The sequence below is a fragment of the Natrinema thermotolerans genome, assembly GCF_031165565.1.
GTDB lineage: Archaea > Halobacteriota > Halobacteria > Halobacteriales > Natrialbaceae > Natrinema > Natrinema thermotolerans.
In genome coordinates, this window is record NZ_CP101873.1 from 3,147,444 (window position 1) to 3,168,804 (window position 21,361).

Annotated in this window: 19 protein-coding genes; 11 read left to right on the plus strand and 8 right to left on the minus strand. The window is 66.6% G+C overall.

Annotated elements, in window-relative coordinates:
• Nucleotides 1-50 precede the first annotated feature (50 nt).
• Together ppk1 and NP511_RS16265 are read right to left on the minus strand one after the other, a co-directional pair.
• Complete coding sequence (gene ppk1 / locus NP511_RS16260; protein WP_049966295.1) at nucleotides 51-2,531, minus strand: polyphosphate kinase 1; 2,481 nt, start codon at nucleotides 2,529-2,531, stop codon at nucleotides 51-53.
• Nucleotides 2,532-2,540: 9 nt separating this feature from the next.
• A complete protein-coding gene (locus NP511_RS16265; RefSeq protein WP_049966296.1) occupies nucleotides 2,541-3,236 on the minus strand; it encodes a metallophosphoesterase family protein in 696 nt (231 codons plus the stop codon).
• 179 nt (nucleotides 3,237-3,415) lie between these two features.
• Here NP511_RS16265 and NP511_RS16270 point away from each other — a divergent pair, with 179 nt between their 5' ends.
• Nucleotides 3,416-4,081 carry a 2,5-diamino-6-(ribosylamino)-4(3H)-pyrimidinone 5'-phosphate reductase gene (locus NP511_RS16270; protein ID WP_049966297.1) on the plus strand — a complete coding sequence of 222 codons (666 nt, stop codon included), beginning with the start codon at nucleotides 3,416-3,418 and terminating at the stop codon, nucleotides 4,079-4,081.
• Here NP511_RS16270 and NP511_RS16275 read toward each other — a convergent pair whose 3' ends face one another.
• Nucleotides 4,082-4,852 carry an enoyl-CoA hydratase/isomerase family protein gene (locus NP511_RS16275; RefSeq protein ID WP_049966298.1) on the minus strand — a complete coding sequence of 257 codons (771 nt, stop codon included), beginning with the start codon at nucleotides 4,850-4,852 and terminating at the stop codon, nucleotides 4,082-4,084.
• A 133-nt stretch (nucleotides 4,853-4,985) separates the two neighbouring features.
• Here NP511_RS16275 and msrA point away from each other — a divergent pair, with 133 nt between their 5' ends.
• Entirely contained in the window at nucleotides 4,986-5,516 is a 531-nt protein-coding gene (msrA, locus tag NP511_RS16280) for a peptide-methionine (S)-S-oxide reductase MsrA (protein WP_049966299.1), read from the plus strand.
• A gap of 55 nt (nucleotides 5,517-5,571) precedes the next feature.
• Here the strand turns inward: msrA and NP511_RS16285 are convergent, their stop codons facing one another.
• Together NP511_RS16285 and NP511_RS16290 are read right to left on the minus strand one after the other, a co-directional pair.
• Nucleotides 5,572-5,703: a hypothetical protein gene (locus NP511_RS16285; RefSeq protein ID WP_006649395.1), complete on the minus strand. Its 132-nt coding sequence runs from the start codon at nucleotides 5,701-5,703 to the stop codon at nucleotides 5,572-5,574.
• 471 nt (nucleotides 5,704-6,174) lie between these two features.
• Nucleotides 6,175-8,118 (minus strand): DNA cytosine methyltransferase, encoded by a 1,944-nt coding sequence (locus NP511_RS16290; RefSeq protein WP_084158305.1) that lies wholly within the window; start codon nucleotides 8,116-8,118, stop codon nucleotides 6,175-6,177.
• A 370-nt stretch (nucleotides 8,119-8,488) separates the two neighbouring features.
• On the opposite strand from NP511_RS16290, the gene NP511_RS16295 reads away from it, so the two are divergent.
• Entirely contained in the window at nucleotides 8,489-9,820 is a 1,332-nt protein-coding gene (locus NP511_RS16295; RefSeq protein WP_049966300.1) for a hypothetical protein, read from the plus strand.
• Between the two features lie 101 nt (nucleotides 9,821-9,921).
• Entirely contained in the window at nucleotides 9,922-11,133 is a 1,212-nt protein-coding gene (locus tag NP511_RS16300) for an FAD-dependent oxidoreductase (RefSeq protein ID WP_049966301.1), read from the plus strand.
• 20 nt (nucleotides 11,134-11,153) lie between these two features.
• Here the strand turns inward: NP511_RS16300 and NP511_RS16305 are convergent, their stop codons facing one another.
• Entirely contained in the window at nucleotides 11,154-11,513 is a 360-nt protein-coding gene (locus NP511_RS16305; RefSeq protein WP_049966302.1) for a winged helix-turn-helix domain-containing protein, read from the minus strand.
• A gap of 111 nt (nucleotides 11,514-11,624) precedes the next feature.
• Between NP511_RS16305 and NP511_RS16310 the strand changes: the two genes are divergently transcribed.
• The 3 genes from NP511_RS16310 (at nucleotide 11,625) to NP511_RS16320 (ending at nucleotide 14,982) form a co-directional block, all read left to right on the plus strand.
• On the plus strand, nucleotides 11,625-12,314 hold the full coding sequence (locus tag NP511_RS16310) for a cob(I)yrinic acid a,c-diamide adenosyltransferase (RefSeq protein WP_049966303.1): 690 nt from the start codon (nucleotides 11,625-11,627) through the stop codon (nucleotides 12,312-12,314).
• A gap of 434 nt (nucleotides 12,315-12,748) precedes the next feature.
• Nucleotides 12,749-13,504, plus strand: a complete 756-nt coding sequence (locus NP511_RS16315; protein WP_049966305.1) for an ABC transporter ATP-binding protein — start codon at nucleotides 12,749-12,751, stop codon at nucleotides 13,502-13,504.
• Complete coding sequence (locus tag NP511_RS16320; protein ID WP_049966306.1) at nucleotides 13,501-14,982, plus strand: hypothetical protein; 1,482 nt, start codon at nucleotides 13,501-13,503, stop codon at nucleotides 14,980-14,982. The genes NP511_RS16315 and NP511_RS16320 overlap by 4 nt, the downstream gene beginning before the upstream one ends.
• A gap of 20 nt (nucleotides 14,983-15,002) precedes the next feature.
• Here NP511_RS16320 and NP511_RS16325 read toward each other — a convergent pair whose 3' ends face one another.
• Nucleotides 15,003-15,413: a helix-turn-helix domain-containing protein gene (locus tag NP511_RS16325; RefSeq protein ID WP_006649405.1), complete on the minus strand. Its 411-nt coding sequence runs from the start codon at nucleotides 15,411-15,413 to the stop codon at nucleotides 15,003-15,005.
• A 119-nt stretch (nucleotides 15,414-15,532) separates the two neighbouring features.
• Between NP511_RS16325 and NP511_RS16330 the strand changes: the two genes are divergently transcribed.
• Nucleotides 15,533-16,111 carry a DUF8170 family protein gene (locus tag NP511_RS16330; RefSeq protein ID WP_049966307.1) on the plus strand — a complete coding sequence of 193 codons (579 nt, stop codon included), beginning with the start codon at nucleotides 15,533-15,535 and terminating at the stop codon, nucleotides 16,109-16,111.
• A 111-nt stretch (nucleotides 16,112-16,222) separates the two neighbouring features.
• Complete coding sequence (locus NP511_RS16335; RefSeq protein ID WP_049966308.1) at nucleotides 16,223-17,866, plus strand: cobyric acid synthase; 1,644 nt, start codon at nucleotides 16,223-16,225, stop codon at nucleotides 17,864-17,866.
• A 29-nt stretch (nucleotides 17,867-17,895) separates the two neighbouring features.
• Here NP511_RS16335 and NP511_RS16340 read toward each other — a convergent pair whose 3' ends face one another.
• On the minus strand, nucleotides 17,896-18,285 hold the full coding sequence (locus NP511_RS16340; RefSeq protein WP_006179649.1) for a ribbon-helix-helix domain-containing protein: 390 nt from the start codon (nucleotides 18,283-18,285) through the stop codon (nucleotides 17,896-17,898).
• Nucleotides 18,286-18,660: 375 nt separating this feature from the next.
• Here NP511_RS16340 and NP511_RS16345 point away from each other — a divergent pair, with 375 nt between their 5' ends.
• Both NP511_RS16345 and NP511_RS16350 read left to right on the plus strand, forming a co-directional pair.
• The gene (locus NP511_RS16345) at nucleotides 18,661-18,912 is read left to right on the plus strand and encodes an MTH865 family protein (protein ID WP_006179648.1); all 252 of its coding nucleotides are present in this window, start codon (nucleotides 18,661-18,663) and stop codon (nucleotides 18,910-18,912) included.
• A 223-nt stretch (nucleotides 18,913-19,135) separates the two neighbouring features.
• Nucleotides 19,136-21,232: a bacterio-opsin activator domain-containing protein gene (locus tag NP511_RS16350; RefSeq protein WP_049966906.1), complete on the plus strand. Its 2,097-nt coding sequence runs from the start codon at nucleotides 19,136-19,138 to the stop codon at nucleotides 21,230-21,232.
• The last annotated feature ends 129 nt before the right edge of the window (nucleotides 21,233-21,361 follow it).

The following is a 21,361-nucleotide window of genomic DNA, read 5'->3' on the forward strand; positions in this document are numbered from 1 at the left end:
CGATTGGTAGTCTGAAACTGGCAATCAGCAGTCGGCGATCGCCCCACCGTTCAGTCGCCGAGATCGATCCGCCCCCGACCCGCGGGGCGTAACGCCGACCGCATGAACGTCTCGTGAACGTCAGTCGACGAACCGTCCGTCGATCGGCAGCGATCGTAGCTCCCGTCCGACCGCATTATCCACCTGTTCCGATCGTCCTCGAGCAGCGTCTCGAGGATCGTTTCGAGTCGCTCCCGGAGCCGCGGATCCTCGATCGGTGTCACCGCCTCGACCCGGTTGTCGAGATTACGGGTCATCCAGTCGGCCGACCCGATGTAGTACCGGTCCTTGCCGCCGGCCCGGAAGTAGAAGATCCGCGAGTGTTCGAGAAAGCGGCCGACGACGCTGTAGACGTCGATCGTCTCGCTGATGCCCTCGAGCCCGGGTCGAAGCCGACAGATATCGCGGACGATCAGATCGATGTCGACGCCGGCCATTGAGGCTTCGTAGAGTTCCCGGACGAGTTCGGGGTCTTCCAACCGGTTCATCTTGGCGACGATCCGGGCGTCCTCGCCGTTGCGGGCCCGCTCGGCCTCGGCCCGGATCAGTTCGACGAACCGATCGCGCATGTTCCCCGGCGCGATCAACAGCTCCCGGTAGTCCCGATACATCGAGTGGCCGGTGAAGTAGTTGAACAGCCTGACGAGGTCCTGTCCGATGTCCCGATCGGCGGTCAGCAACCCCAGATCCTCGTAGCTCTTGGCCGTCTCGGAGTGGTAGTTACCGGTCCCGACGTGAGAGTAGAGCCGGACGCCGTCGGCCTCCTCGCGGACGACCAGCGAGGTCTTGGTGTGGGTCTTGTAGCCGATCGTTCCGTAGGCGACGTGGATCCCCTCCTCCTCGAGTTTCTTCGCCCACTCGAGGTTGTTCTCCTCGTCGAAGCGGGCCTTCAACTCGACCATGACCGCGACCTGCTTGCCGTTGTGGGCGGCCTCGATCAGGCTCTCGATGACCCGTGAGTCGCTGGCGGTCCGGTAGATCGCCGCCTTGATCGCCAGTACGTCGGGGTCGTTGGCCGCGGCTTCGAGGAACCGCTGGACGGTTCCCTCGAAGGAGTGATAGGGGTGATGGACGAGGACGTCGCGGTCGCTGATCGCGTCGAAGACGTTCGTCGCGTCGTCACACCGGCCCAGCCGCGGATGGGGCTGTGGCGACCACTCGGGAAGCTTCAGGTCGGGGCGGTCGAGTTCGGTCAGGTCGGCGAAGTCCCGGTAATCGAGCGGGCCGGCGAGTTCGAACACCTCCCGGTCGTCGAGTTCGAGTTCCCGCGTGAGGATCTCGCGCACTTCCTGCGGGGCGTCGGGTTCGATCTCGAGGCGGACGGCGGCCGCGAACCGCCGCTCCTCGATGACCTCCTCGATGGTCTCGATCAGGTCCTCGGCGACCTCCTCGTTGCGCCGGACCTCGGCGTTGCGGGTCACGCGGAACAGGGCAGTGTCGACCACCTCGACGTCCGGAAAGAGCAGATCGAGGTTCGCCCGGACGACGTCCTCGAGGAGGACGTACCGCCGGTCGTCGCCGAGCTGGACGAACCGGAGCTGGTTGCGCGGGATCTTCACCCGCGAGAAGGTCAGTTCCGCGTCGGGTCGTTCCCGCGTCAGCACCGCCAGCGAGAGGCTCTGATTCGAGATGAACGGGAAGGGATGGGCCGGATCGAACGTCAGCGGGGTCAGCGTCGGCAACACCGAACTCTCGAAGTACTCGCGAAGCGTCGTCCGCTCGGCCGCACTCAGGTCGTCGTAATCGACGATGGCGATGCCTTCGTCGGCCAGCGCCGGACGGATCTCCTCGCAGTAACACTCGGCCTGCCGCTCGAGCAGCGGCCGGGCCGCCTCGAGGACGGCGTCCCACTGCTCGCGGGGCGTGCGCCCGTCGGGCGTCTCCTCGGTGACGCCGGCGGCGATCCCCTGTTTCAGGCCGCCGACGCGCTTGCGGAAGAACTCGTCGAGGTTCCGCGTGACGATCGAGCAGAACTTCACGCGCTCCAACAGCGGGTTGTCCGAATCGAGGACCTCGTGGAGGACCCGCCGCTGGAAGGCCAGTTCGCTGAGTTCGCGATTCAGGTAGTACTCCGGGCTCGAGAGGTCGACGTCGGCGATGCCGGACGACGGGTCGTTCCCTTCGACTGGATCGGTCCCGTCGCCGTCGGCCGAAGTATCGCCGATCGGCTCGGGGAGAGGCAGCGTCTCGGCGTTGCCGTCGTCGGTCTCCGCGGCACCGTCGGTCCGCGAGCCGGGCGCGCCCGCTCCCGCGTCCGACTCGGCCTCGATCACGGTGTCCGCTGTGGACTCCTGGTCTCCGGCGCGATCAGTGGTCTCCGATTCGGCGCCGCCGTCGGTCCGCTCGGCCGGACTCGAGGCGGTCACACCTTCGTCGTCGAGCAGCGATCGGAACGCGAACTCGGAGCCGTCGGCGGTCGACTGGTCGTTTGCCTGTTCCTCCGGGGTCGTTCCACCCCGCTCGTCGTCGGCTGTCGCATCTCGTTCGTTCATCCCGACCCCCTAGCAACTGCCGTCCGGCGTGACGATCTTCGACGACGATCGCTCGACGTGGTCGGGGCCGTCGACGCTGACGAACCGCTCGTTCCCGACGTCGTACGCAGTGAGACTGCCGCCGTAGACACACCCCGTATCGAGCCCCACCGCCCACTCCCGTTCGATCGGCGTCTCGAGGACGGTGTGACCGAAGAAGACCCGCGGCGGCCCCTCGTAGGCGTCGAACCAGAAGGGGCCGTCGTAGCCGTCACCCTCGGGCGACCGCATCGTCAGTACGTCCTCGCGGGACTGCGCCGACAGCGAGCGGGCCGGGTCGACCCCGCCATGGACGACGAGGCCGCCGTCCCACGAGATCGCGGTCGGCAGCGACTCCACGTACTGGTAGTCGGCCGGCCCCAGCGCCGACAGCGAGGCCGCCCCCTCGATGAGCTTTCGCTCGTTGTTGCCCCGAACGGAGAGCAGTCGCGGCGACCGGCGCACCCGGTCGAGGACGGCCTTGCTGTCGGGTCCCTTTCGGACCAGGTCGCCGACGAACACGGCGAGGTCGTTGCCGCCGAGGTCCAGTCGCTCGAGCAGCGCATCGAGCGCGTCCGGACAGCCGTGAACGTCGCCGATGACGTAGACGTCGCCGTGGTTCTCGAGGGCGATGTGACGGTGGTCGAACGATACCGCGTCGTCTGCTGGGGTGGTGGCGGTCGTCACGCGTCGTGTCCGACCCGTCCAGCGAAACCGGATAAGTCGTTTATATGTTGGATACGCGATGCTATATAGTAGCGTATAGCCGACACGAGAAACGGTCCGACCCCCGTCGGCGGACACCCGACGCGACGCCGGCAGCCCGCGAGCGGGGATTTCTTTAGCCGTCCCCCCGCAGCAGCGGTATGCACGTCGTGGTCAACGCCGCAATGAGCGCGGACGGGAAACTCTCCTCGCGACGCCGGGAGCAACTCGCGATCAGCGGCGACGAGGACTTCGCCCGCGTCGATCGGGTCCGGGCCGAAAGCGACGCCGTCGTCGTCGGCGTCGGGACCGTCCTCGCGGACGATCCGCACCTGACGGTCAAGGACGAGCGGCTGCGGGAACGACGGCGTGAGCGGGGCGAGCCGGAAACCCCCGCACGGGTCGTGGTCGACTCGAGCGGGCGGACCCCGACCGACGCCGCGGTCCTCGACGACGCGGCGACGACCTACTGCTGTCTGAGCGAGGCCGCGCCCGTCGACCGCCGCGCGGCACTCGCCGACGCCGCCGAACTGATCACCGCGGGGGAGGAGCGGGTCGATCTCCTACGGGCGTTCGCGGCCTTGCAGGAGGCGGGCCTCGAGCAGGTCATGGTCGAGGGCGGCGGCGAACTCATCTTCTCGCTGTTCGAGGCCGGGCTGGTCGACGAGCTACGGGTGTTCATCGGCCCGACGATTATCGGTGGCCGGGACGCCCCGACGCTGGCCGACGGCGAGGGCTTTGTCGCCGACTTCCCCGAACTCGCGCTCGAGGCCGTCGACCGGCTCGACGAGGGCGTTCTGCTCACGTGGCGCGTCGAAGACCGCTGATCACTCGAAGTCGGGCTCGCGGTCCTCGACGAACGCGGCCATCCCCTCGCGCTGGTCCGGGGTCCCAAAGAGGCTCGCGAAGGCGCGTTGCTCGTACGCGAGGCCGCTCTCCTGTGAGCCTTCGTAGCCCTGATTAATCGCCGCTTTTGCAGTTCGCATCGCGAAGGCCGGTTTCGCGGCGAGCCGATCGGCCAGTTCCGCGGCGACCCCCTCGAGTTCGTCGTCCGCCACGACCTCGCCGAACAGCCCCACCTCCGCGGCCGACGCGGCGTCGAGGCGCTCACCGAGGAAGATCATCCGGCGAGCGGTCTCGTCGCCAACCAGCCGCGGCAGCCGCTGGGTGGCCCCCCAGCCGGGGATGATTCCCAGATCGATCTCGGTGTTGCCGATCAGCGCCGACTCGCTCGCCACGCGGAGGTCACAGGCCAGCGCCATCTCACAGCCCCCGCCGAACGCGTAGCCGTTGACCGCGGCGATCGTTGGCGCGGGGAACGCCTCGAGCGCGTCGGCGACGTCGTGGCCAAGTTCGCCCCACTTCTGGGCCGCCTCGGGACCGAGATCCTGCATGTATTTGATGTCCGCGCCGGCGATGAACGCGTCGCCGGCCCCCGTCAAGACGAGCGCGCGTGCGCCCTCGTCGGCGGCCGTTTCGATCGCCTCCCCCATCGCCTCGAGCGTCTCGACGTTCAGGGCGTTCAGGGCGTCCGGTCGGTCGACGGTCAGCGTTGCGACATCGTCGTCGTACTCGAGGGAGACTGTGTCCCAGGACATATCCCGGCGTTCGTCGGCCACCGTCAAATCCCTTGGCACGCGATTCGGCTCGCGAGGTCAGCAGCGGTCGGGTCGCGGAGCCCGAACGAACCCACCCGTCACATCTTTCCTCGGTCGTGCCCTACTGTGGGGTATGGAACGAGCCACGTTCGGCGGCGGCTGTTTCTGGTGTACCGAAGCGGCGATGAAGGAACTCGAAGGCGTCGACGCCGTCACCTCGGGCTACGCCGGCGGCCACGTCGAGGACCCGTCCTATCGGGAGGTCTGTTCCGGCAACACCGGCCACGCCGAAGTCGTCCAAGTCGAGTACGACCCCGACGCCATCGCGTACGACGAACTGCTCGAGGTCTTTTTCGCCACGCACGATCCGACACAGCTCAACCGACAGGGCCCCGACGTGGGAACCCAGTACCGCTCGATCGTCCTCGCTCACGACGACGAGCAACACCGGCAGGCCGAGGCCTACATCGAGGCCCTCGATTCCGAGTACGACGACGACGTCGTGACCGAACTCGAGCCTCTCGAGACGTTCTACCGCGCCGAGGAGAAACACCAGGACTACTTCGAGAAGAACCCCACCGACGCCTACTGCCAGATGCACGCGGCCCCGAAAGTCGAGAAGGTCCGCGAGCGGTTCGAGGAGAAAATCGCGCTGAACCAATAGCGAGACCGCTCGGTCACGGGGCGGTTCGGGGGCAATCGATCGTGAACGGGCGCGCTCAGTCCTCGCGCTCCTCGGCGAGGTGTTCCCAGATCTCGGTACACCCCGCACCGACGTCGACGTCCTCGAGGTGGCCGTCGTCTCGATCGGACTCCTCGTCCGAACCGCCGGACTCGGCAGTGTCGCTCATTCCGCGGGCACCTCCGACCGCGGGCTCGACGTGATTGCGGCCGGTCCGGTTTGCAAAGCGGGTGTGGCCGCGGTTCGGGAGCCCCGTTTTTTCGTCGCGTCTGCTGTCATGGGTTCGGGTTACGCGGTCGGACGGATAAAGACGGGTTCCCGAGCAAGCGATACCTCGACTCGGGCGTTTCGGAAACTACTGCCGCTATCTCTGTCGAAAGAAGATGGCAGTCTTCGGGGGAGTAACCGGTTACAGCGACGGTGACTCCATCGTCCGGGTCGATCGCCGTGTCATCACGATCGCTCGCTGCGACGATATTGAGCGCGGGAGTTGCGCCACGCCCCCTGTCGGACGAACCGCGATCCGGACCCAGTTTAGCGGGGGTCAGACGTGGCGTTCGCCGTTGTAATATTAGCCGGTAGTTGGATGCACCCGCGAACAGCCAGTGGCAGGGACTCGAGTCGTCCTCGCAGTCGGGGGTTAGTTCGTTCGCGTTTCGAGCGCGTCGAGTTCGATCTCGGAATCGAAATGGGACCGTTCGTTCATGTCAGGGAACGGGTACGTACAGAGGACCTTCCCCTCGGGCATCGTTTCGTGAGTCGCCGGCGTCCGGAGTTCGTAGCGCCACCCGCGAAGTTGCCGGAGCGCGTCCACGAGTTCCTCGTGGGTCGCGTTCAACTGACGGCCGAGTTCGTCCAGGGTAAACTCCGTGTTGCAGTTGCTCGCTCGGCTGAAAAACTGAAGCGTCCGCGGGACCAGCCCCGCGTCGACGCCCGTCAACTCGAGCGACGACGAGTAGTCCAGCCGGGTGGTCGAGTAGTGCCCGACGACGTCGATGAACTTCTCGTATCGCGTTCGCTCGATTACGTCCGTTGCGGCGATATCCCAGACGTAGAAGACATCGTCGAGATCGACTCCAGTCGCGGTCACCTCGAGAGAGCCGATCCCGTTCCAGATGCCGTCGTCCGGTTCGAGGACGATCTCGATCGTCCCCTCGCCGCCGTGTTGTCGCTCGATGTCCACGCGGAGGGTCGCGCCGTCCACGTCGCTTTCCGTATCGAAGGTCCGGCCCGCACCGTCCGGTTCGACGGCGGTGCCATAGCTCAACCGCTCGCGCTCGAAGTGGTCGCGGTAGTGCAGCGTGGCCCGTCGGCGGGTCGCTTCCGGCTCCGTCTCGTCGTCGCTCGAGTCGCCGTACTCCTCTAACCCGCGTTGCTGGCCGCTTCGTTCGTTGCGGGGGTCCCAGAGCCCGAGTTCCTCGAGCCGTTCGCGCGCCTTCCGGCGGTACTCCTCCGTACTGGTCCGCTTTCTCGAGCGGAAGTTCAGGTCGTACCCGTCGGGCATCGGCACCACGTCGTCGTACCCGTCGGCCCCGAACAGTTCCTCGGCGATCGCTTTCGCCAGCACCTCGGCGATCCGCGGGGGGACCGAGTTGCCGATCTGTTTGACGACCTGCCCGTACGAACCCTCGAGGACGTAGTCGTCGGGGAACGCCTGCAGGCGTTTGAGTTCCGCTTCGGTGAACTTCCGGTTCTCCCAGTGGAAGGGGCCCGACGCCGCGCCCGGCTGTGCCTTCAGGGTCCGAACGGGCCGGTCAGGATCGGCCTTGTAGAGGTAGTCCGAGAAGCGAGAGCGCCAGCCGAAGACCGGCTCCGGGTGGCCGAGCTTCTCCGTGTAGAAACTGTAGTTGAGCCCCGGCGGGATATCGGCCAGCAGATGGGCGTGTTTCGACGTGATCTCGTAGGTCGGATCCTCGGCTGCGCCCGCCGTGTCCAGGTCCGCGAGGGCCTCGCCAGCCGTTACGAGGTCGCGGTCGGCGGGCGAGTCGGGACCGTGGGTCGGTCGCGGGAAGCGAAACTCCTCGTCTACGTCCTTCCGGACGCCGATGATAAACGTCCGCGCGCGGTGCTGTGGGACGCCGTAGTCCGCGGCGTCGAGCGTCCGAGCCGTCAGGCGATACCCGGGATCGCCAGCCTCGTTCTCGAAGGCGTCGACGATCATCTGCCAGTCCTCCTCGTCTGAGGTGATGCCGTAGACGTTCTCGAAGAGGAAGGCCGTCGGCTGCCACCGCTCGAGCAGTTTCACGTACGCGCGAAACAGCTGTCCGTCCTCGCTGTCGGCACCGGCGAAGCCGCCGGAACGGCGGGCCGCCGCGGAGAACGGCTGACACGGCGGGCCGCCGATGACGAGATCGACCTCGTCGGGCTCGAGGTCGCCGCCATCGTACTCCGTGATGTCCGTTCGTTCGATGATCGCGTCGTCGTCGATGTAGGAGCCCCGCTCGGCGTTCGTCCGAAGCGTGTCGATAGCGATATCGTCGATGTCGGTATGAAAGCGGACGTCGAACTCCGAAAGCGTGCTAAAGCCGATATCGAGACCGCCGGCGCCGGTAAACAGACTGGCAACGCGAATCCGATCACTCATCTCCACCACCCGGTAGCAGCGTCATCGTTGATAGGTTTCCGGCGTTGAAAGAGTGTAGTGCTTGTGGTTTCGCACCTCGAGGACCGGTCGAATCCGACGGGCCTAGCGTCGCCTCGCCATGCTCCGTCGAGCCGTCGATCTCGCCCTCGAATCCGTCTCTCACGGCTCTGAGCCACGAAGTCTCGCGCCACGTGGAGGCTGTCGCGACGGCCGCAGGTCGGTCGATAGCAACCGGGTCCGTTCGCCGACGACACTGCGCTGTAATCAGTAGGCGTGGTTATTGTACTACTATACACTTATATACTAATCCGGGAAGTTACAGTGGACATTACGTTTAAGTTATATTGGGGAACATAGCAGACACATAGAGATGGCTGACAGTACATCGAACGCGAACGACGGGGTCGAGCCGCACGTGCGGTACTACGCCGACCGCGTCGTGTTCGTCGACGAGGACGGGACCACCACCGAGTATCGGGAAGGAAAGCAGTCGGAGGCCGCGAGAGAACGGTACAACCGCATCAAAGACGACCTCGAGGACGGCTGGTTCGAGGACGTCCTCGACCGGGTCACTGACCCCGGAACCGAGAACGAGATCGCGCTGGACGGGGAGATCCGGCCCCTCATCGACGAGATCGTCGAGTCGATCACCAGCGAGCGAGGGCGTGCGATCGCCGGGCTGACCGTTACTCAGTTGGTAATCAAGTCCCTCGAGCCCGCACAGAGCGTCCGACTCCATAAGGGGAGCCGGAACAGCGCGCACTTCTCGTGGCGGGAGGGGCTGTCGATGCGGACGATCGACAGCGACTACGTCGCCCCGGCGCTCCGGGACAGAGACCTGTTGCGGGTCAACGCCGACGGCGTGATGATGACCCGCTCGCTCGCGGAGAACTACCCCTACTCGAAACAGTACAAGGCGAACATTCGGGGAGCCCAACGACAGTGGGGCGACCTGGTCGAGGCCCTCGAGGACGACAACCCGGTCGATGCGCTGGAGGCGCTCGAGTACATGATCGTCAGCCTCTCGAATCGCGGCGAGCGCGCCGAGGAGGTCTACGAGGACGCCCTGGAGTTGGTCGATCGGTTCGTCGCCGGTGAGCCGTCCCCCGAAACGGTCAAGCAGGTCATCGACATTCACCTGGCGCAGTCTCAGCACGGAGCTCGCATCTACGAGGTCGCCATGCACGCGCTGGCACAGGTCCTCGAGGACGAGGGGCTGCTCGACGGCCGCCTGAAGCCGCTCACGCAGATGCGCTCGGCCGACAAGAAACACGGTAACATCGCTGACATCGAGGTCGTCGACCCCGACGACGAGTTCAGGGTTCGGGAGGCCTACGACGCGAAGTACGGCAAGGCGTACCTGCTGAACGAACTCCAGGAGATCCGGGGGAAGCTCGAGGCCCACCCGGAAACCGAGTCGGTCGCGTTCGTGACCAGTTCGGAGCCGGTCCGGGACGACGCCATCGAGGACCGGCTCGCGGCCCTCGAGGCGGAGTTCGGCGTGACCGTGAGCGTGACGACCTTCGACGAGTTCTGGCGGCGCTGGTGGTCGGCGCTGGACGACCGCGGCGTCGCCGCGACGGACTGGCTCGAGGCCTACGCCGAGACGCTCTGTCAGCGACGACGGGACCGCGCCCCGGTCAACGAACCCACGCGCGAGTGGGTCGAAGAACTGGCGTCGATCCTCGAGGACCGGGTGTAGGGTGTCCTCGAGTCGAGAGACTACAGCGGATCACGACCCGTTCGCTCTTCGTCTCGCTCGATCGGTGAAAGCTACGTCAGTGTGGACGCCCTCGATCGGGTATGGAGCGACCCACAGTCCTCGTGATCGGCGGCGGCGCGACCGGGGCGGGAATCGCAAGAGACCTCGCACGCAGGGGCGTCGACGTCACGCTCGTCGAGCGCGACGGGCTCGCGTCGGGTACCTCGGGCCGGTCGCACGGCCTGTTGCACAGCGGCGCACGCTACGCCGAGGCCGACGGGCCGGAGGCCCGGGCGTGTCTCGAGGAGAACCGGATCGTCCGCCGGATCGCGGGCGAGTGCGTTCGGGACACCGGCGGACTCTTCGTGGAACTCGCAGCCGACGATCCGGCGTACTTCGAGGCGAAGCGAGCGGCCTGTGAGAACGTCGGTATCCCGACCGACGTCGTCGACGGCGCGGCCGCCCGCGAAGCGGTCCCGGAGCTGGCGACCGACGTCGAACGCGCGATGGAAGTCCCGGACGGGGTCGTCGTGCCGTCCAGACTGGTCGCGGCGAACGCGGCCGACGCCCGCGACCACGGCGCGCGAATCCGTCCGCACACACCGGTCACGTCGATGACGACCGAGGACGGCCGAATCAGGTCCGTCACGCTCGGCGGCGACACGACGCTCAGTCCGGAGTACGTCGTGAACGCGACCGGGCCCCACGCCGGTCGGGTCGCGGCGATGGCGGGTGTTTCCGTCGAGATGCGACCGACTCGCGGCGTCATGGTCTCGGTCGAATACGCGGGCCTCGAGCCGGTCCTCAACCGGTGTCGCGAGCCGGCCGACGGGGATATCGTCGTCCCCCACGACGGCGAGGTCGTCCTCGGGACGACGAGCGTGGCGGTCGACGATCCGGACGACTACGAGCGGGCCGACTGGGAGATCGCCGAGACGGTCCGGGAGTGTGCGGCGATGCTCCCGCCGGTGGCCGACGCCGACCGCGTCCGGACGTGGTGGGGCGTCCGCCCGCTGTACGAACCCGACGAAGCCGCGCGGGGCGGCCGGGGCATCTCGCGGGGGTTTCACCTGCTCGATCACGCGGACGACGGCGTCGAGAACTGCTGTAGCGTCGTCGGCGGGAAGCTGACGACCTATCGGCGGATGGCCGAGGCGACCGCGGACCTCGTCTGCGAGCGACTCGAGGTCGACGCCGACTGTTCCACCGCGGACGAGCGGCTGCCGGCGGCGTCCGATCCCGACCGGCTCGACGAGTTCGTCCGGGAGTTCGACGGACAGGGACCGACGGACGCGGATCTCGTCGGGAGCTAACGCGGGGTGAGAACCATCGGTCAGTGGCCGCCCTGCAGTTCGGACCAGATGCTGGCCCCCGAAGCGTACTCGACGTCGACGCGCAACTCGTTGTCCTCGTCGAGTCCGATCGAGATCCGCTCGAGGTTGGCCACGTACCGGGCTTTCCGGTGGCGGCCCTCCCGGACGCCGACGGCCTCCTCGGCGAGACCGGCCTCGGTCAGGCAATCGAGTTTGCGGTAGGTCGTCGAGAGCGGGCAATCCGTCGCCTCGGCGATCGCCTCGACGGTCATCGGCTCCTCGAGAATCGCGATGATTTCCCGACAGGCGCAGTCGTCGAGCGCGGCGATCACGCACTCGAAGCCGGGCGTCTCGTCGGATGAGGAGAACTCGAGGGACATCGGTGACCGCGAGTTAGGAGCGAACACGGAAGACACGTTTGGTTACGTATGTCACAGAATGCCGCCTGCGATGGAGCAACGTACATGTGGGCGCGGCCCGACCGCCCGCGTATGAGCGACGAGGAGCCAGTCGAGTCCGCGATCGAGAACACGCCCGGGAAGGGTCGAACGCCCGAAGCCGAGCGGATCGAACCCGCCGCGCCCGAGGAGTTCGGCCGCGTGCAGGTCTGGTGGGGCGACGGGAAAGGGAAGACGACCGCGACGCTGGGGATGGGGATGCGCGCCGCGGGCCACGGCTACCGCGTCCACATGCTCCAGTTCATGAAAGGCGGGGCCTCGAGCGTCGACGCAGTCCGGGGCGAGTACAACGCCATCGCCGCCCTGCCGGGGATCAGCTACGAAAACCTCGGCCACTACGGCTGGCACGGAATGGCCGACGGCAGCGACGAGGCCGACCACGAGGCCGAAGCACAGGCCGGCCTCGAGCGCGCCCACGAACTGCTCGAGGCGGCCAGCGAGGCCGACCTCGGCGCACCGATCGATCTCGAGGCGGAGCCGGAGGCCGGGATGCACATGCTCATCCTCGACGAAGTCCTCTACGCCGCCGACCGGGAGTTGCTGTCCGAGGACGACGTGCTGGGGTTGGTCGAAGCCAAGCCCGACGATCTCGAACTCGTCCTCTCGGGGAGCCACACCGAGCCCGCGTATCTCGCCGACAGCGCGGACCTGATCACGAACGTCCGCAAGGTGAAACACCCGATCGACGACGGCCAGCGAGCGCGACAGGGCACCGAGTTCTGAGCGCCGACGGAGACACCGGTGGCTGCGGTTCCAGCCATCAACTGAAACGATTTCTTTCACCCGTTCAACACGAAAGGAAAGTATTGAATGGCAGAATTAAGCGGAGGAACGAAACGGGTACTCGCGATCGTCTTATTGCTTCTGTCGACCTTGGTCGTACTCACGAACGAGGTACTGTATCACCTCAGCCGCCTTGCCGATGCCGATCCGGGCGTCATCCACGGGGTGGCATCCGTCGTCGGTTGGGTCGTCCTCGTTTCGTCCGTGGTGTATTTACTCGCGAGTCTCCGGACGCAACTTCCCATCATCGACTTCCGAGAGTAACATCAGTTGCATCCCCGACTGCGTCGTCCAGCACTCATCCGTTCGAGCCGCTGTTACTATACCCCTACCAACACAGTTATTATCAAATCCTCCAAACGGTTTCGCGTTCAATGGGTGCGATTCACGTAGCCGGACTCGAGAAGTCCTACGGCGCCGTCGACGCCGTGGACGGCATGGAGTTCACCGTCGAGCGAGGGGAGCTGTACGGGTTTCTCGGACCGAACGGGGCGGGCAAGACTACGACGATCCGGGTGTTGACCGGCCAGATCGAGCCCGATTCGGGCGAGGTCAGCGTTCTCGAGACCGATCCGACGACGGACCCGATCGAGACGCGCCGGCGGGTCGGCATCCTCCCGGAACAGGAGTCGCCGCCGAGCTTTCTCACGCCGCGCGAGTACCTCGAGTTCGTCGGTGAGGTCCGGGACCTCGACGCGGACCGGGTCGCCGAGCGAACCGATAGCTGGGCCGAACGGCTCGGCTTCGAGAGCAAGCTCGATACGTTACACACCGACCTCTCCCGGGGCCAGCAACAGAAAGTGATGATCGCGCAGGCCTTCCTCCACGAGCCCGACGTGGTCTTCATCGACGAGCCGCTGGCGAACCTCGACCCGCTCGTCCAGGAACAGGTCAAGCAGTTCCTCGTCTCCTACGCGGCCGGCGACAACGCCGTTTTCGTCTCCACGCACAACATCGACGTCGCCGAGGAGATCTGTACCCGCGTCGGCATCGTGGCCGACGGTCAACTCGTCACGGAGCGGTCCGTCGCCGACGACGGGACCGACGAGTCGCTGCTCGAGGTCTTCCTGGACCGCGTCGAGGGCGCGGACGCGCGAGACATGCCGGCGCTCGAGCAATTGGACGTATGACCGGCGAGACGACGGACCCGGCCGGCCCGACGGGGACGGGCCGTTCCGGTTCGGGCCTGTCGACGCGTCGACTGCTCGCGATCCTCTTTCGCGAGGAGTGGCGCATGCACACCGAGCTGTTCGGCGGCTGGCGGTTCGCCCTCTTCCCGCTCGTGATCGCCGCTCTCGCGGTCGGCGGCTCGGTCGCGCTCGTCGAGACCGGCACCGCGTCCGGGACGGTCGTCGTCGGTCTCCACGTCCTCGCAGCCGGTTTCGGACTCTACAGCGGCACCGCCGGATTCGCCGGCTCGGACATGCTCGAGAACGTCTTCGGTCGACTCTCGCTGTTGCTGTCCTCGTCGACGACGCTGCCGCTCTCGCGCCGGCGGCTGCTCGGCGTCTTCCTCCTGAAGGACGCGCTGTTCTACGGGATCGCGTTCGTGTTGCCGATGGCGCTCGGCGGCGCGGTCGCCGAGGGCCTCTCCGCGACGACGCCGCTCTCGCTTGTCGCGTTCTGGGGATCGCTGTTTCTGGTCTTTACCGTCGGCATGGCGACGACCGTCGCGTTGATCGCGGTCCGGACGCGGGGCGTGCCGCCGTGGACCATCGGACTGGGAATCGGGCTCGCCGCCGTCGGCTGCTGGGCGCTCGGCTCGGGCGGGGTTCTTCGTCGCCTCCTCGTCCCGATCGAGGGCACCGTCCCGGCCGCGGGCGGACTGGCCGCCGCGACCCTCGTCGTCGCGGCGGGCTCGCTCCTGCTGTACGACCCGACCTACGGCCGGCCCTCGCGGACCGCGACCGACCGGTTCGCCCGGCTCAGTGCAGCCCTACCGGTCGCCGATTCGCCCCTCGTGACGAAGTCGCTGCTCGATCTCGCCCGCTCCTCGGGCGGGGTCTGGAAGCCGTTCGTCTCGTCGACGATCCTGCTTGCGCTCGTGGCCGCCCTGGTCGGCGTCGTCGACTCGATCACCGGGGTCGCGCCCGCGCCGGGGATCTTCTTCGGCGGCGTCCTCGGGCTCTCGGCGTTTACCACCTACAACTGGCTCACCCAGTTCGACTCGCTCGAGGCCTACCTCACTTACCCCGTCTCGATCGCGGATGTCTTCCGGGCCAAGCGAACGGCCTTTCTCCTGGTCGGCGCGCCGACGGCCGTGATCCCGTATCTCGCCGCCGTCGTCTGGTTCGACGCGACGCCACTCGACGCCGTCGTCGGGGCCGTGCTGCTGGCCGGCTATGCGCTGTACTACTACGGACTCACCGTCTTCATCGCCGGCTTCGATCCCAACGAGTTCCTCTTCGACGCCGTCCGCTTCGCGACCTTTACCGTCGGGGTCGCCGTCGCGCTCGTCCCGACGCTCGTGGCCGGCTTCGTCGTCGTCCCGCCGTCGCTCGAGTTGGCCGCGGTCCTCGTCCTCGGCGGGCTCGTCATGGGGGCAGTGGGGATCGTCCTCTCGAGCCGAGCCGGACCGCGCTGGGACGCGAGATACAGAACGGAGTAGCTGCTACGGAGACGCCGACCCTATCGCTCCGGTCGTGGTGCGGCTTCGTACCGCTCGATTTCGTCGGTCTTCTCGACTCGATCGTAGACGGACCGTAACGTCTCTTCGGCCCGCAAGAGGTCGTGTGCCTCGAGGAACGCCCGCCCCTCGTCGCTGATCCCGTAGAACTTGTAGGGGAGATCGTTCCGCCGACGATCGTTCGGGAGCGTTACCTCCTCGACGATGTCCGCCTCGATGAGCTGCTGGAGGTGTTGTCGGATCGTCGTCCGACTCTTACTGGGGTTCACGTAATCCAGTTCCTTCAGCGTCGGTAGCCCTTCGGGATGACCCAGGAGGTCCTGTACGAGCGCGAACCGCGTCTCCTGTGTCACGACGTTCAGTCGCTCGCGGACGCGCTGGAGGTCCGCCGGCGGCCGGTCCGGGGTACTCATACCTATGGATTCGTTCGGTGCGTGCAAAAGCGTTTCGCTCAAATACGAATCGGTCGTATACGATTCGGTCCCTCGTTCGGTCGGCAAATTGAAGTTTCGAAGGGGCGTGCAACCGAGCGATGAGCGAGGAGCCGGTGACGGTCGACGACCTCGCGGCGAAGGCCGAGTCGTATCTCCACGAGTCGTCGCTGACGCCGGCGGAGTACGAAGCGCTCAAACACAGCGTCACGGAACTGGCGCCGCTTCTCACGACCGGGCGGTCGTATTTCGTTCTCGGCAGCTACGGTCGGCCGGAGATCCATCGCCTGCAACTCGTCAAAGACAGGCTCAACCGACGGACGGATAGCTACGCGTTCCTGATGGTCGACATCCGTAACGAGTGGACGAATACCTACCTCAAGTTCCGTCTCCTCGCCGACTACGCCGATTACATCGTCGGCGTGTCCGAACACGACAGCGGCGGGTTTCTCGTCGAACAGGGCTATTTCACTGCGCTGGAGCAGTACTTCGAAAAGACGTACGTTTTCAAGCGGACGTACGACGGCCTGGAACCGGACGAGATCGAAACGGAAGCCGACCCGGAAAGCCCCTACAGCGGGATGCAGACGTCTATCTTCGAGATGCTCGCGGACGCGGATCGACTCCGCACCTGGCAAACGGAGGACGATTTGCTCGAGTGTGCGTCCGAGCTTCCGTGACGACGGTTCCTGCGGGAATGGCCGCAAACGACCGCGAGTCGCGACAGCATCGGACGCTGAACGCGAACCGATAGGACGATACCCCCGGCTTCCCCACTCCCGCCAACGCGGATGACACGAACGCTTCTCGTCGCCGGAACCGCGAGCCACGTCGGCAAGTCGACGGTCGCGGCCGGCCTCTGTCGCCTGCTCGCTGACCGCGGGGTCGACGTCGCCCCCTTCAAGGGCCAGAACATGAGCAACAACGCCCGTGTCGTCGTGCGGCCGGACGCCGAGGGCGAGGGCGGAACCGACGCCGACCCGGGCGGCGACGGTGATCCGAACGCGAACGCCGACGGCGACCGCTGGGGCGAGATCGGCGTCTCCCAGTTCGTGCAGGCTCGAGCCGCCCGGACTACCCCGACCACCGACTGCAACCCGGTCCTGCTCAAGCCACGCGGGGACGGCGAGAGCCAACTGGTCCTGCAGGGGGAGGCCCACGACCACGTGCCGGCCGGCACCTACTACGAAGAGTACTGGACTCGCGCGCGCGAAGCTGCCGCGGAGTCGTACCGCAGACTGGCGGCCGACAACGACGTGATTATCGCCGAGGGTGCGGGCAGCATCGGCGAGATCAACCTCCACGATCGGGACCTCGCGAACGTCGAAACGGCCGACTTCGCCGACGCCGAGATCCTCCTGCTGGTCGACATCGAGCGCGGCGGGGCCTTCGCCAGTCTCTACGGGACGATCGAGTTGGTGCCAGACGGCCTCCGGGACCGCATCGTCGGCGCGGTCATCACCAAGTTCCGCGGGGACCCGTCCTTGCTCGAGCCCGGCATCGAGGAGATCGAATCCCGTACCGGGGTGCCGATTCTGGGCGTACTCCCGTACGACGACCCCGGGCTCCCCGAGGAGGACAGTGTCGGCCTCCCCGGCAGCGAGGAACGCGGCGTCGTCGGGGACGACGACGGCGTGCCGGCCGACCGACGGCTCCGGATCGCCGTCCCGCGGCTCCCCCGCATCTCGAACGCGACCGACCTCGAGGCGCTGGCGGCGGTACCCGGCGTCTCGGTGGTGTATCTCCCGGTCGACGAGGGCGGCCGCGACGGGGACCCAGCTACGACCGATCCGCTCGCGGGCGTCGACGCCGACGCAGTCGTCCTTCCGGGGACGAAGAACACGGTCGACGACCTGCTGGCGCTGCGGGCCGCCGGCTACGCCGACGCGCTCGCGGCCTTCGACGGCCCGATCGTCGGCCTCTGTGGGGGCTACCAGCTACTTGGCGAGCGCATCACCAACGCCGCGCTCGAGGGGACCGGCGAGGACGACGTCGTCGAGGGACTTGGCCTGCTGCCGGTCGAGACCCGATTCGAGGGTAAGAAGCGCCTCGAGCAGACCGCGGTGCCCGTCGACGGGTCGGCGTCGCCGCTGCTGTCCGGTGCGGACGGCCCCGCGACGGGATACGAGATCCACGCGGGACGGACGGAGGCGGTCGGCGACGTGACGCGGCCGCTCGGGGACTCGAGCGCGGCCCGTGGGCACGTGCTGGGGACCTATCTGCACGGCCTGTTCGACAACGAGTCGGTCCGGGCGGCCTTTCTCGAGTACGTCGCGGAGACGGCCGGCGTCGACCGGCCGACGAACGGAGTGGGTGGCGGATCACCGTCGGGAGGAGCCGAACGGACTGGCGCGACGCCGTCCGATCGAGCGGCGCGGCTCGTCGCCGAGAACGTCGATCTGGCGGCGCTCGGCGAGCCGTTCTCGAGTGAGTGAGAACCCGGAGAAGGGCTTCGAACGGACAGCTACGCCGATTCGTCGCGGTAGGTCCCGAGCAGTTCCTCGAGGATGATACACTCCTGGTCAGTCTCGTCGTAGTGGGTGTCGATGAAGCGTTCCGCGGCCTCGTAGTTGCCCCGGAGCCCGTGTTTGCGGACGTTGATCACGGCATCGAGGAAGAAGGTCCCGCCGTCGGCCCCGAGCGCTTCGGCGTGGTCGCGGTCGCTGATATCGAGTTCGCCCTTGATCTCGTCGAAGTTGAACGTCTTGACGTCGTGGTCGTCGTTGATCAGGGTTAGGACGTATTCCGCGGAGAAGCGATAGAACTCGGATTTGCTCTCGAACATACCGTCGTCGACGAGTGCGTCGATTTCCTCGACCACGTCGTCGGGGTACCTGACGGTATCCTTCGCCATGGGGGAACACTCGTCCCCGCTGATTAATCACTGTTTCGACTATATGTTTGGGGGTCTACTATTTCGGTCGCAAGTGAGGGCGATCCTCGAGCCACGGGATCGGTTCCTGTCGGCGGATCGAAGCTCGAAAATCCCGGCGTTCTCCTCAGTTTCCTCCCATGGTAGCTCGCGGCCCCGCTGATCCAGCTCGCGGTGCTGGTGTTCAGGATGGCGCTCGACGAGACCGACGTCAACCGAACGACCGTCCTGACGGGTGCGATCGCGGTCAGGGCCGGCGAGTCGACCGAGCGGGGACTCCGCTCCGAGTGCATGCGCCGGCTCTGACCGCGATCGCACCCGGAAGTTAATGCGCCCGCGGGATAATCACGACCTAACATGACAGTCGAAGCAGACCTCCGAGAACAGCTGGTCGACGCGTTCGAGGGCGCTGACTATCCCGTTTCGGACCCCATGACGCTGATCCCGGCGCTCCCTGACGGCCCGAGTACGCGGTTCGAGACCGGGGAGTTCTCGATGACCGCGATGGAGTTGTACACCAAGACCGACGGCGGTGACTTTCCCTACGAGGGCGTCGACCCCCTCGTGGACGATCTGATCGATGCGCTGCGGGAACGAGGCGAACTCTAATCGGTCGCGGGACGCCGGGACAGGGGGGGTTGGGTTTCGTCGTAGCTCCCTCGGCGGGCCTCCGCTCGAGGGAGTCGCCCGGCGTCGACGTGGCGCATTCACGCCCGGTCGAGTTCGCGCCGATCGACCCCGTCTGACCAGCAAGCTTTTATTTCACAGTCACGATGTGACAGAAAGGAGCGAGGCGGTAGCGGTGTCGGCGGACGCGACGGGAGAGATACGGATGACCACTGGAGACTGTCAACGACCGATCGTCGTCGTGATCGACGCTCGAAGCGAACGGAGTCGCCTTCGACCCCGACTCGAACAGGCGACCGACCGCGCCGTTCGAGCGGTGTCGACGGCCGACGACATCGGGTCGATCCTCGAGTCGTCGGTCGATGAGCCCGAAACGGACGGGGGGAACGACTCGGGTCCCGCGACTGACGACGAGTCGACGGCGACGGAGCAAGCGGCTCTGACGTCCGCAGACGAAGCGGGGGTATCGCCACCGGGCGCGGTGGTCCTCGAACTGGACTGTCCCGGCGAAATCCAGACGCTGTTACAACGGGTCCACGCCGAGACGCCGGACGTGCCGACGATCGTCGCCCCACAGGACGGCAGCGAGCGACTCGCTACGGTGGCACTCCGTGCCGGGGCGACCGACTACGTCCCGAGCGAGCGCGACGAAGACCCGATCGATCGGATCGTCTCGACGATCGGGTCGCGGGACCGTGTGACGACGGACGAGCGGCCGCACCGTATCCTCGCGAACGAACTGCCCGACGAGGCTTTCGTCATCGGCGAGGACGGCACCTATCTGGAAGCGAAAGTACGCTCGGAGTCGGCAGAACTGTACCGGACCAGTGTCGACGAACTGCGCGGCAGCCGACTCGACGACGCCTTTCCGGACGAGGTCGCCGCGGAGTTACAGGACTGTCTCGATCGGGCCCTCCGAACGGACGAGGTCCAGTCGGTCGAGTACGACGCCGAGACGACCGACGGCCGCCGACGGTTCGAAGCCCGCGTCGTCCCGATCGACGAGCGGATCCGGGGGCGACGCGCCGTCGTCTGGTTGGCCCGGGACATCACCGAGCGGGTCGAACGCGAACGGCGGCTCCGATCCCGACAGGACCAACTCGAGACGTTAAACCGGATCAACGCGGTGGTTCGGCAGGTGATCGAGACGCTGGTGGAGGCACCCGCTCGCGACGCCATCGAGCGCGAGGTCTGTACACAGCTCGTCGACTCGGAACTGTACTGTGGCTCGTGGATCGCCGAACGAACCGGCGAGGGCCGACTCACCTATCGAACGGGGACGGGCGAGGCCGATACCTACCTCGATCGGGTCAGCGACGGTATCGAGTACGCCACCGGTCGGGAGCGACCGGTCGCCAGAGCCGCCCGAACGGGCGAGATTCAGACGACGAACCACATCCTCGACGACGAAACGACGCCAGAGCCGCTTCGGGAGGCGGCCCGCAAGGACGACGTCAGGTCGGCGATCGCCGTCCCGATCACCCACGAGGACGCGACCTACGGGGTGTTGACGGTACTCGCCAGTCGGGACGACGCCTTCAGCGAACGCGAACGGGCTGGGTTCCGCCTGCTCGGCGAGACGATCGGCTTTACCATCATGGCCGTCAAGAACCGCCAACTGCTCTTTGCCGACACCGTCGTCGAACTCGAGTTCCGCATCGACGGCGGCGACACGTTTTCCTTCGATCTCTCCGAGGAGTACGGTTGTACCTGTTCGCTCGAGTGGGCGGGGACGACCGCTGGCGGGCGAACGTTCCAGTACGTCACGATCGAGGGTCTCGACGGCGAGACGGTCCGCGACGAGGCCGACGCCCACGATTCGGTCGAGGAGTGCCGACTCATCCACGACGGCGAGGACCAGTGTACGGTCGAGATCCGACTCGCGAAATCGGGTGTTCGGACGCTCGTGAACCACGGTGCGACGATCTGTGACGTCGTCGTCGAGAACGGCGTGGGACGCTGTCTGGTCGAAGTCTCACAGGACGCCGACATCCGGGAGATCGCGGACGCGTTGACCGTCGTCTACGCGAACACCGAACTCGTCGCAAGGCGGGAGGTCGACCGACCGGTGCGGACGGCAGCGGAGCGCCGCGATCGGATCCTCGACGAACTCACGGACCGACAGCTCACGACTTTGCGACTCGCCTACTACGGCGGCTTCTTCGACTGGCCCCGGGAGAGTACCGGCGAGGACATCGCCGAAGCGATGGACATCTCGCCGCCGACGATGCACCAGCACCTGCGAAAGGGGCTCAAATCGATCCTCAGCGAGTTCTTCGAGGGCGGCAGCAGCACCGAGTGAGCGTCGAGCCGCCGCTCGAGTGGGGGATCTCACTCGGGCGGAACACGGAACCGCGGCGTCGGGAGACGGGGCCGGGCACTGACGGGCCGGTCTTCGACCCGCTCGGTCCCGGGACGCCAGCGGAACCGC

Coding starts and splice junctions, on each gene's coding strand:
- NP511_RS16290 (WP_084158305.1), bottom strand. CDS start 8,118: ATGAGTGATCGGATTCGCGTTGCCAGTCTGTTTACCGGCGCCGGCGGT.
- NP511_RS16315 (WP_049966305.1), top strand. CDS start 12,749: ATGGGTGCGATTCACGTAGCCGGACTCGAGAAGTCCTACGGCGCCGTC.
- msrA (WP_049966299.1), top strand. CDS start 4,986: ATGGAACGAGCCACGTTCGGCGGCGGCTGTTTCTGGTGTACCGAAGCG.
- NP511_RS16330 (WP_049966307.1), top strand. CDS start 15,533: ATGAGCGAGGAGCCGGTGACGGTCGACGACCTCGCGGCGAAGGCCGAG.
- NP511_RS16340 (WP_006179649.1), bottom strand. CDS start 18,285: ATGGCGAAGGATACCGTCAGGTACCCCGACGACGTGGTCGAGGAAATC.
- NP511_RS16305 (WP_049966302.1), bottom strand. CDS start 11,513: ATGTCCCTCGAGTTCTCCTCATCCGACGAGACGCCCGGCTTCGAGTGC.
- NP511_RS16270 (WP_049966297.1), top strand. CDS start 3,416: ATGCACGTCGTGGTCAACGCCGCAATGAGCGCGGACGGGAAACTCTCC.
- NP511_RS16335 (WP_049966308.1), top strand. CDS start 16,223: ATGACACGAACGCTTCTCGTCGCCGGAACCGCGAGCCACGTCGGCAAG.
- NP511_RS16300 (WP_049966301.1), top strand. CDS start 9,922: ATGGAGCGACCCACAGTCCTCGTGATCGGCGGCGGCGCGACCGGGGCG.
- ppk1 (WP_049966295.1), bottom strand. CDS start 2,531: ATGAACGAACGAGATGCGACAGCCGACGACGAGCGGGGTGGAACGACC.
- NP511_RS16310 (WP_049966303.1), top strand. CDS start 11,625: ATGAGCGACGAGGAGCCAGTCGAGTCCGCGATCGAGAACACGCCCGGG.
- NP511_RS16285 (WP_006649395.1), bottom strand. CDS start 5,703: ATGAGCGACACTGCCGAGTCCGGCGGTTCGGACGAGGAGTCCGATCGA.
- NP511_RS16295 (WP_049966300.1), top strand. CDS start 8,489: ATGGCTGACAGTACATCGAACGCGAACGACGGGGTCGAGCCGCACGTG.
- NP511_RS16325 (WP_006649405.1), bottom strand. CDS start 15,413: ATGAGTACCCCGGACCGGCCGCCGGCGGACCTCCAGCGCGTCCGCGAG.
- NP511_RS16350 (WP_049966906.1), top strand. CDS start 19,136: ATGACCACTGGAGACTGTCAACGACCGATCGTCGTCGTGATCGACGCT.
- NP511_RS16275 (WP_049966298.1), bottom strand. CDS start 4,852: ATGTCCTGGGACACAGTCTCCCTCGAGTACGACGACGATGTCGCAACG.
- NP511_RS16345 (WP_006179648.1), top strand. CDS start 18,661: ATGACAGTCGAAGCAGACCTCCGAGAACAGCTGGTCGACGCGTTCGAG.
- NP511_RS16320 (WP_049966306.1), top strand. CDS start 13,501: ATGACCGGCGAGACGACGGACCCGGCCGGCCCGACGGGGACGGGCCGT.